Raw genomic sequence first — 10,000 nt, 5'->3', positions numbered from 1 at the left:
AGACCGGTCAGCGGGATGTCAAGCCCTGGTAAGGTTCTTCGCGTTGCTTCGAATTAAACCACATGCTCCACTGCTTGTGCGGGCCCCCGTCAATTCCTTTGAGTTTCAGTCTTGCGACCGTACTCCCCAGGCGGAGTGCTTCATGCGTTAGCTTCGGCACTCATGGGTATGAGCCCACGAACACCTAGCACTCATCGTTTACGGCGTGGACTACCAGGGTATCTAATCCTGTTTGCTCCCCACGCTTTCGCGCCTCAACGTCAGGAATCGGCCAGCAAGGCGCCTTCGCCACAGGTGTTCCTCCACATCTCTACGCATTTCACCGCTACACGTGGAATTCCCCTTGCCTCTCCGACCCTCAAGCTCTCCCGTATCCAAGGCCGTCCCGGGGTTGAGCCCCGGGTTTTCACCCCGGACGCAGAAAGCCGTCTGCGCGCGCTTTACGCCCAGTGAATCCGGACAACGCTTGCCCCCTACGTATTACCGCGGCTGCTGGCACGTAGTTAGCCGGGGCTTCCTCCTCCGGTACCGTCAGGATAGGAGCATTGCCTCACCTATCGGTTCGTCCCGGAAGACAGAGTTTTACAATCCGAAGACCTTCATCACTCACGCGGCGTTGCTCCGTCAGGCTTGCGCCCATTGCGGAAGATTCCCTACTGCTGCCTCCCGTAGGAGTCTGGGCCGTGTCTCAGTCCCAGTGTGGCCGGTCACCCTCTCAGGTCGGCTACGCATCGTCGCCTTGGTGAGCCGTTACCCCACCAACTAGCTAATGCGCCGCGGGCCCATCTGGCAGTGACGCCGTAAAGCGCCTTTCCCTCCTCACGGATGCCCGTGAAGAGCGTATCGGGTATTAGCACTCGTTTCCAAGCGTTATCCCCGTCTGCCAGGCAGGTTGCCCACGTGTTACTCACCCGTCCGCCGCTGACTTCAAGGAGCAAGCTCCTCTCCATCCGCGCGACTTGCATGTATTAGGCACGCCGCCAGCGTTCGTCCTGAGCCAGGATCAAACTCTCGAAGAAAAGTATCGCTCTGCACCTCGCAAGCAAGGCTTCTCGCAGAGCCCATGTATCGTTCAATCGTGGCTCTCTTCTGCACGATTCAGTTTTCAAAGAGCGACCGTCGCAACAGCGACTTTCTCAATATACCATCCAACAATCTATATTGCAAGTGGTAATTTATGTTTCACGTAACTCGCCGCCTCGCGACGACAGGAGATATAATACCATGTTTCATTATCAACATCAACATATTGATTCATACAGATTTAAACAAAATTAATTTCATTTTATGCGTTTCCTTAATTAAAATGGGCGTTACTTTGTGTTTCTTTCTATTTCTCTCTTCCTCGATAAGAAAGACAATTTGGCCTCCTCATTCTCCTCCCCCATGGCCTGTATCCCCACCGAACATTTTCGGAGCATCTGAATATGCAGAGAATCCATTGCACTTCCGGTTTCTTCTTCAGCCATTCGGTTACTTATAATAAAAAACACCGAATCCCATGATTCATTGATCATGAGTTTCGGTGTAAGAAATCAGGTTTGACACGAGATTGGAGTTTATTTTCGCTCCGTAACCGACGGGTTTCGAACCGATAACCATCCCAGCCATACGGTTAACAAGAAAAATAAAAAGAGTGCTAACCCTTGCCCATACATCGGTTTTTCAGGCATGCTCACATGTAAACTTACCAGTCCAGCAAGCAAAATCCCTATCAATGATTCGCCTGCAATCAACCCTGAAGAGAGCAGAACCCCTCGCTCTACCACTGTGTTCTCCCTCTCTTCCGTACGCGCGAAAAACCGAGTGACAAACCAGCGCAACAAACCGCCGATGAAGATCGAGATACTTGTATGTACAGGCAAGTAAATACCAACCGCTACAGGTAATGCTTCGATACCGAGCAATTCAATGACGATCGAGGTTGCTGCACCGATAAACACCAGGTCCCAAGGCATATCGGCATTCATGATCCCTTCGACGATCATTTTCATAAGTACTGCTTTCGGAGCAGGCAAAGCCTTGGTACCGAAACCGTACGCATGATTCAGCAATACGAGCACCCAACCGATAACCAAACCGGATGCCAGCACGCCGATGATCATGGCCAGTTGTTGGGCACGTGGGGTAGAACCAACCAAGTACCCCGTTTTCAAATCTTGTGATATATCTCCGGCGACGGCAAGAGCCGAGCAAATGATCGCCCCGACCGTTAAGGAGACAACCATACCTGTCATACCTGTATATCCGGCCGCCCTGTAAACGGATGTGACGATTAAGAGAGTAGCGATCGTCATTCCTGAAACGGGAGAAGATGACGAACCGATCGCCCCGACAATCCGGGAAGCAACCATCACGAAAAGAAATCCGAAAACAGCGATGCCTAAAGCACCGATCAAGCCTACGTTCAGTTGCGGCAAAAAGGCGGTCAATAACAAAATGATGATACCTGCCGGAATCGTCCAACGCCGCGGCAAATCCAGGTCGGTGCGCAACAATTCAACATCGTTCGTCCCTCGTTGATTTCTCATGCCCGTCAACGTCGCGGTCAGTGAACGCCACAACATCGGCAAGGTACGTACGAGGCTGATCAATCCCCCGGTCGCCACAGCCCCGGCACCGATATAGCGGATATAGGAATCCCAAATTCCCCAGGCGTCCATATTCGCGAGAACCTCTTTCCCTGGCGCCACGGTTCCCGAACCGTGTCCGAAATAAGCGATCGCCGGGATGAAAACGAGCCAGGCCAAAATCCCCCCTGCCGCCATCATTCCGCCCACACGCGGTCCCACGATAAATCCGACACCAAGAAGGGAGGGGAATGTATCCATTCCGATCAATCCTTGGCGAAAACCGGCAACTTTTGTTTCAATCTCTGATGGGAACAGCTTAACCCCGTCAGCAATCGCCTTGAAAATCGCACCGACAGAAAGTCCCGCAAAAACCAGTTTCGCCCGCTTGCCGCCTTCTTCTCCGGCGACGAGTACTTCCGCACAAGCCGTACCTTCAGGATACGGCAAACGACCATGCTCTTTCACAATTAAGAGTCTACGCAACGGAATCATAAAAAGCACGCCGAGGAATCCACCGGTCAATACGATCAAAGAAATGGTAAATAACCTTGGATTCATATGCCATAGGAAAAGAGCCGGAATCGTAAAAATCGCACCTGCTGCGATCGCCTCACCGGCCGTTGTTATCGTCTGTACGATATTATTCTCCAAAATGGAATTGCGCCGCAAAAGACCACGTATGATCGCCATTGAAATGACCGCCGCCGGAATGGATGCACTGATGGTCATACCGATGATCAATCCGAGGTATGCATTCGCTGCACCAAATATAATCGCGAGAATAATCCCGATGATCAACGCTGTCCATGTAAACTCTGGCGGACGCTGATGCGGTGAAATAAAAGGCTTGAAATTTTCCTTCTTTTCATGCTCTTGCATAGCTCTACTCCTTTCTGTTTACTTTATGCATCCCCTATTTAAACCTCATTTATAAGTAAAAGTCGAATCGTTAAACCTGTCTATATTTTAATTTTGTATGAATAATGCTAATTAAACTCTCTTTATCTTTTATTTAAAGAGTTGGGGTCAATTGAAAAGATAAGAGAAATAAACAGGATTAAATTGTTTGTAATAATAAAAAAAGAGCGGCAATACATACTGGCGCTCTTTTAGTTTCCTTCGCATCTTTATCTTGTGTGGAATTGAATCAGGATTCGACTTTTATAATTGCAAAACGATTATTCCTCCTTTTGTTTGGACATGTGGTTCAACACTTCTTCCATCGATGACGTTTGTTCTGCAGAGTCCCCACCTATATTGGTACGAATCGCCGTCTTCACCATAGCCGACTGGATCGGCTCATCCGCTTCTTGTTCCACTTTCCGCAATGCTGCCTCTGACAGTTTCGTCAGATCGTCTTTCATATGGATCGCCTCCACATCCTTATCTTCTCTTACTTTGCGGTGTTAGCGGAGAATTCATGCATGACAACCTTTGACGATCACGTCTCGCAACACGACGGCATGATTGTGATGAGAAATCTTTTGCAGCATATAACAATGTAATCGTTCCTTCACACGCCCACTCGCACAATTGTTTTACTTTTTCACTACGGTCGGGATCTCGCAACAACTCTTCTACGTAACGTTCACGAAACACTACAAATCTCTCAGGCTGGTGTGCAAACCATTTTCGTAATTCATGGCTTAGGGAAACATCTCGCATCCATTCGTCTATGCATGCAGCTTCTTTTGACAAACCGCGCGGCCAGAGACGGTCCACAAGAATCCGTTTTCCGTCTATATTCTCAGGTGGCTCATATACTCGTTTCAACTTCACTTGTTTCAGTGACATGAAACCCACTCCCAAATGCGGATGTAATCAAACATGAAAAAACAATGACGACACTAGGTGGTATGTATCAGTTTCGCCGTAAGGGTCCCCATCCGTATTCCAGAAAATCAATGACGAAAGGATACAAATCAACAGGCATGGAATCCTTCATGCCTGTTTGTTTTCATATATCCAGTTGTTTTTCCAAACGATCACGGCTGATAAGTAAATAATGATCGGTCGTAGTTTCGACGGCACCCGCTTTTTTCAATTGATTGATCGCACGGTTCACCGTTTCTCTTCTTGTCCCGATCATATTGGCCAATTCCTGGTTGGTTAACGGTACATTGATGCGAATGCGTTCCCCATCAGGTACGCCGTGAAGGCGGCAGAGTCGTATGAGCAACAAGACGAGCCGGCTGAATGTATCATGCAAGACCACTTCCTCGAGTCTCTCCTGCAAATCGATGATTTTGCTTTCCATGACGGCCATCAAATTGATACAGATGTCCGGATACTTCTTCAGTAAATCCCGCAAACGTCCTGTAGGTAAAGCGAGAAGCACTCCTTTTTCGATCATAACAGAATGCGCAGGATATTCCGCTTTGCGAAAGAAACCTATGTGCGGGAAAAAATCACCGGGTTCAAGAAGATTGACGATCTGTTCTCTTCCTTGCTCGTCCGTTCGATAAATCTTGACTTTCCCGCTGACTATAAAATAAATATATTCCAACGGTTCCCCTTGCATAAAAATGGTCGAACGTTCCGCAAACGACCGGTGAATCAGGATCTCGTCGATCCTCTCCAGTTCATTGTCACTGCAATCTTGAAACAACGGGATTTTTCGCAAAAGTTCTCGAGATCGTCTGTTATTCATCCGCAATTCCCCAATCTCATGCCCTCACATGTACAGAATAGCCGCCGGATTCCAATAAACGGACCGCATCATTGCGTGACGTTTCATCGGCAAAAGTGAGAATCAATTGTCCGTTATCACCTTCACGGCTTTCCAAAATACCGATATTCCGCAGGTTGATTTCATGCTGTCCAAGTAAGGTCGCAATTCGCCCGATCGTCCCCGGTTCATCCGGAACGTCTACAGTACACTGGTATGCCGGGCGAATGGCCCCGCGCCCGCGCACAGGTAATGCATCTCGCCAATCGGCCGCCTTGCGAAAAAACGTCTCGATCGCTTCCCCGTCGTTTTTTTCTATCCATTGATCCAACAAGGAAATTCGACGTTTCCATTCCATTAACAAAGGTCGTATGGAATCTCCATTCGTCAATAAGATCTCTCTCCATAAACCAGGATGTCCTGACGCAACCCGTGTCACATCTCGGAAACCTCCCGCCGCCAAAACTGCATAAAGCGGGTCTTCCTCGCCAAGATCGGCCACTTGATCCACCAACTGCGCCGCTACGACATGCGGGAGGTGACTGATGGCCGCCACCAGACGGTCGTGCCGTTCCGGATCCAGGATGAGGATCTGGGCACCTGTAGCTTCAACGAGTGTTCGGATTCGCTCGACCGCCTCTTTCTTCTCATCCGTTCGCGGTGTCAATACATAAACCGCATTCTCGAATAGACGCGGGGAAGCGGCACGAATGCCCGATTTTTCGGAACCTGCCATCGGATGACCACCGATAAAAGAGATATGTGCTGGCAAGATTTCGAGAGCATGCCGGCACACTTCCCTTTTTGTCCCTCCAACATCCGTTACCACACAATTCGGAGGAAGTGGGAGTTTTGCCAATTCCATTAAGAGATTTATTGATTGTTGGACAGGTGTAGCCAGTACGATCACATCCGCATCGACAACGGCTTCTTCCAATGGTGCTGCTCGATCGATGATCTGAAGTCGGAGCGCATCTTCCAAATGATCGCTTCTGAGGTCAACACCGACGATTTCATCGGCCATTCCGGATCGCCTCCATGTCAGTGCCAATGAACCGCCGATCAGCCCGCAACCTATAATTACAATTCGGTGAATCTTTAGATTTTTTTCGTTTATTCTTGGTTCCATCTCATGTGACTCCTTCATGTAGTAACCGATATCATCCCTAACATTACCTTCATCGCCCTATTCACGTCAATATCCTGTGAAAGGAGAGGATAAAGGGGAACCGTGTGTTCATACTAGAAAGAGAACCATACCCCAAGGCTATGAATCGGGTAACTGTTGCTTATTTATCTTGAAAATGTGTAGCTTGGCGGGCGTATGCTTTGCGTTCGCGCTCCGTGGAGGTCGTCTCAAGTGGGTATATGCTTTGCGCTCATGCTCCGTGAAGGTCGTCTCACATGTAATAATAATCAAAGGTTGCGAGACGACCTTCAAAGTCGCTATTACGCGCAAAGCATATACCCCATACCAAAAAGGAAGCGAGACAACCTCCAAAGTCGCTGTCTCACGCAAAGCATTACGCCCACTCGAAGACACTTTTCATCCTCTGATAGTGCCGCTTGCGGCATGGGGGACTATCTTTAAAATTAGTGCTTGTGTGGATGTATCACTCTGCGCTCGGGTTCGGTGAAGGCCGTCTTCGAGGCATATGCTTGCGGCATGAGCGGCCACGTGAATATTCGTTCGTCAAATTTAGGAGGTGCCTTATGGATAAGCAAAAGCCACTCTATACCCGTCGAAGCTTGAAGAAAAAACGGAACGACATCCAAACATGGCATGACTTGACTTTATCGTCATCCACACAAGAAATGGAAGCGGAAACTGGAGATTCTACTTTTGAAGCCCTTCCTGAAACCGGCACGTTCCTCGCCGGCTCTGACGCCACATATGAAAACTTTACAAGCGGAGAATAAAGTAACGGTAGACCGCAGGATCAACATATCCCCGCGGTCTTCTCATACGAATGATCACAGCCCCTTCACCGGATAGCAGGTGAGAATGTACACAGTATGAAAAAACCTTCGTGCCATTACGGCACAAAGGTTTTTTCGAGTGTATCTCTTTTTTCTCGTCGGCTCCTCCGGGTGAACCAGTAACTGACCAACACCAGGAGATAAGCCAGCAAGCTGACTAAGGTACCAGCCACGGGTGATGTGATGATGATACCCACCAAAATCACGATCAATGAAAGAAGCGCAAACCAGGATGTATACGGAAAACCTTTTACATAATACCCTTTCGCTTCAAATCCCTCTTTGCGGCTTCTTATATGTGCCCAAGCAAGAAAGATCCATACGGTCAAGACCGAATAACCGGGAATCACCATCAAATAATCAAATGTATGCCCTTTTGCGAAAAAGGCGATCACAACTCCAATATACAGAAACGAGGTGCTTGCAAGTAGGGCCGTAACCGGAACCTTTCGATTCGATAATCTCGCAAAGATGCGAGGTGCCTGCCCCTCTAACGCTTGTGTATAGAGCATGCGCGAAGCGGCGTACATGCCTGTATTGGTCGCGGATAAAACAGCTGTCAACATGACGAAGTTCATAATGCTTCCTACATAGGGGATGCCAACCGCTTGAAATACGGTAACAAAAGGACTCTCATTCGTACCTAATTGGTTCCAGGGAACAAGACTGACGATTACTAGAATCGGCAATATATAAAAAAGCAGAATGCGAGCGATGACTCCCCGAGCAGCACGAGGAATCACTTGTTCCGGATGTTCGGTTTCTCCCAGTGTCATCCCGATCATTTCGGTACCGCCAAAGGAAAACATAACAATCAGCATCGAGGCAGCGACCCCTTGAATACCATGGGGAAAAAAGCCGCCTTGTGCCGTTACGTTATGAAACCCTGCCGGCGGATGTACTCCATATCCGGTAAAAAGCAAAGTTCCGCCCAAGAGGATAAATAGGATCAGTACAGCGATTTTTATCCCCGCTAACCAATACTCCGTTTCCCCATACACATTCACTTGAAACAAGTTGATCACCGTGATCACGATCGATACGATCAATGATAACAACCAAAGTGGGATGTTGGGAAACCAGTATTGCAAAAACATCGCAGATGCGGCCGTTTCGGCAGCCATGACCAATACCCAATCCAACCAGTACATCCATCCTACCACATGACCGGCAAAACGCCCCAAAATCGGTTCAATCAATTCTCTGAATGTCCGGGCCTGCGGACGTCGAACTGCCATCTCAGCCAATCCCTGCATAACAAAGAAGAGAATGAGTCCGCCTAAAAGGTAGGCGAAAACCACCCCCGGGCCCGCCAGGCTAATCGACGTACTGCTCCCTTTGAACATTCCAGCTCCGATCGCGCCGCCCAAAGCGATCATCATGATATGACGCGCTTTCAAGCGACGTGCCAACTCTTGCTGATTCGTGCTCATACTATCTCCCCTTTACTCTGCTCTATGACTAACTCGACTCTTCTCGAAAGAAAAGTTTCATATCTATTACTTTACAAAATCCGATTGAGCGAGACAATAGGAACATCTCGTGAAATAACTACCTTGAAAACTAGTGCTTGGGTGGGTGTATCGCTTTGCGCTTGGGTTCGATGAAGGTCGTTCCGCCCGGATTCTGTACAGAGGTTGCGGAACAACCTTCAACTCACCTCTGCGCCGCAAAGCGATACAACCCACCCAAAAGCCACTCCGTTTCTTGAGATAGCCTTATACTTCTTCCCTCACGCGAAACTTTTCATCCTCTGATAGTGCCGCTTGCGGCATGGGGGACTAGTTTGAAAATAATGTTTGAGTCGTGAGCTTTGAATGTGATTGAAGAAGATCTGTTCTTTCCATTTTATTTCTATCCAAATAGAAAAAAGGCTCTTCCGCGGTAATGGAAGAACCTTTCTCTTGTATCTGCCTAGCAGCGACCTACTCTCCCAGGGGCTCCCGCCCCAAGTACCATTGGCGCTGGAGAGCTTAACTTCCGTGTTCGGGATGGGAACGGGTGTGTCCTCTCCGCCATTGCCACTAGACATATGGTTTTGCGAACGCGTTAAAAAACACGTCATCAATAATTGAAATGGCGGAGCTGACGGGATTCGAACCCGCGATCTCCTGCGTGACAGGCAGGCATGTTAGGCCTCTACACCACAGCTCCTTGATGGTGGACGCTGACGGGATCGAACCGCCGACCCCCTGCTTGTAAGGCAGGTGCTCTCCCAGCTGAGCTAAGCGTCCGTGGAGCGGAAGACGGGACTCGAACCCGCGGCCCTCGCCTTGGCAAGGCGATGCTCTACCACTGAGCTACTTCCGCATATCTGGTGAGCCATGAAGGACTCGAACCTTCGACACCCTGATTAAAAGTCAGGTGCTCTACCAACTGAGCTAATGGCTCATCTTGGTGGAGGTAAGCGGATTCGAACCGCTGACCCCCTGCTTGCAAGGCAGGTGCTCTACCAACTGAGCTATACCCCCATTGTATGATGTCAGCCTGGCGACGACCTACTCTCCCGGGGGCTCCCGCCCCAAGTACCATCGGCGCTGGAGAGCTTAACTTCCGTGTTCGAGATGGGAACGGGTGTGTCCTCTCCGCTATCATCACCAGACTGTCGGGATTGCTCCCTGAAAACTGGACACGAACATGAGGAATGGAACCGTAAACCGTTTAGATTAAGCCCTCGACCGATTAGTACGGGTCAGCTCAACACCTCACGGTGCTTACACCTCCCGCCTATCCACCCTGTCATCTTCAGGGGTCTTACCTCGTTGACCGAGTGGGAAGT

7 protein-coding genes, 5 tRNA genes and 4 rRNA genes (2 of these 16 cut by a window edge) are annotated in these 10,000 nt (G+C 49.2%); 1 reads left to right on the top strand and 15 read right to left on the bottom strand.

The window, feature by feature from the left end; translation table 11 throughout:
- From DNHGIG_RS09150 to DNHGIG_RS09125, 6 genes are all read right to left on the bottom strand, one after another.
- Window positions 1-1,019: ribosomal RNA gene (locus tag DNHGIG_RS09150) — 16S ribosomal RNA — on the bottom strand (it extends 531 nt beyond the left edge of the window).
- Window positions 1,020-1,559: 540 nt separating this feature from the next.
- Window positions 1,560-3,452, bottom strand: a complete 1,893-nt coding sequence (locus DNHGIG_RS09145) for an OPT family oligopeptide transporter (RefSeq protein ID WP_282199361.1) — start codon at window positions 3,450-3,452, stop codon at window positions 1,560-1,562.
- 299 nt (window positions 3,453-3,751) lie between these two features.
- A complete protein-coding gene (locus DNHGIG_RS09140; protein ID WP_282199360.1) occupies window positions 3,752-3,937 on the bottom strand; it encodes a hypothetical protein in 186 nt (61 codons plus the stop codon).
- A gap of 19 nt (window positions 3,938-3,956) precedes the next feature.
- A complete protein-coding gene (locus DNHGIG_RS09135; protein WP_369414697.1) occupies window positions 3,957-4,367 on the bottom strand; it encodes a DUF488 domain-containing protein in 411 nt (136 codons plus the stop codon).
- Between the two features lie 163 nt (window positions 4,368-4,530).
- Window positions 4,531-5,223, bottom strand: a complete 693-nt coding sequence (locus DNHGIG_RS09130; protein ID WP_282199359.1) for a Crp/Fnr family transcriptional regulator — start codon at window positions 5,221-5,223, stop codon at window positions 4,531-4,533.
- 16 nt (window positions 5,224-5,239) lie between these two features.
- Window positions 5,240-6,370 carry a prephenate dehydrogenase gene (locus tag DNHGIG_RS09125; protein WP_282199358.1) on the bottom strand — a complete coding sequence of 377 codons (1,131 nt, stop codon included), beginning with the start codon at window positions 6,368-6,370 and terminating at the stop codon, window positions 5,240-5,242.
- Between the two features lie 584 nt (window positions 6,371-6,954).
- Between DNHGIG_RS09125 and DNHGIG_RS09120 the strand changes: the two genes are divergently transcribed.
- A complete protein-coding gene (locus DNHGIG_RS09120; protein WP_282199357.1) occupies window positions 6,955-7,161 on the top strand; it encodes a hypothetical protein in 207 nt (68 codons plus the stop codon).
- Between the two features lie 116 nt (window positions 7,162-7,277).
- Here the strand turns inward: DNHGIG_RS09120 and DNHGIG_RS09115 are convergent, their stop codons facing one another.
- The 9 genes from DNHGIG_RS09115 to DNHGIG_RS09075 all read right to left on the bottom strand — a co-directional run.
- Window positions 7,278-8,654 carry an amino acid permease gene (locus DNHGIG_RS09115; RefSeq protein WP_282199356.1) on the bottom strand — a complete coding sequence of 459 codons (1,377 nt, stop codon included), beginning with the start codon at window positions 8,652-8,654 and terminating at the stop codon, window positions 7,278-7,280.
- Between the two features lie 479 nt (window positions 8,655-9,133).
- Window positions 9,134-9,250, bottom strand: a 5S ribosomal RNA gene (gene rrf / locus DNHGIG_RS09110).
- Window positions 9,251-9,298: 48 nt separating this feature from the next.
- Window positions 9,299-9,375, bottom strand: a tRNA-Asp gene (locus tag DNHGIG_RS09105).
- A gap of 4 nt (window positions 9,376-9,379) precedes the next feature.
- Window positions 9,380-9,455: transfer RNA gene (locus tag DNHGIG_RS09100), tRNA-Val, on the bottom strand.
- 1 nt (window position 9,456) lies between these two features.
- Window positions 9,457-9,531 (bottom strand) — tRNA-Gly (locus tag DNHGIG_RS09095).
- A 5-nt stretch (window positions 9,532-9,536) separates the two neighbouring features.
- Window positions 9,537-9,612: transfer RNA gene (locus tag DNHGIG_RS09090), tRNA-Lys, on the bottom strand.
- Between the two features lie 4 nt (window positions 9,613-9,616).
- Window positions 9,617-9,692: transfer RNA gene (locus tag DNHGIG_RS09085), tRNA-Ala, on the bottom strand.
- Between the two features lie 14 nt (window positions 9,693-9,706).
- Window positions 9,707-9,823: ribosomal RNA gene (gene rrf / locus DNHGIG_RS09080) — 5S ribosomal RNA — on the bottom strand.
- Between the two features lie 60 nt (window positions 9,824-9,883).
- Window positions 9,884-10,000, bottom strand: a 23S ribosomal RNA gene (locus DNHGIG_RS09075) (it continues 2,924 nt past the right edge of the window).

The organism is Collibacillus ludicampi (genome assembly GCF_023705585.1).
Lineage (GTDB): Bacteria > Bacillota > Bacilli > Tumebacillales > BOQE01 > Collibacillus > Collibacillus ludicampi.
Note: the sequence above shows the minus strand (reverse complement) of the source record. Positions and strands in the feature narration are given on the sequence as shown.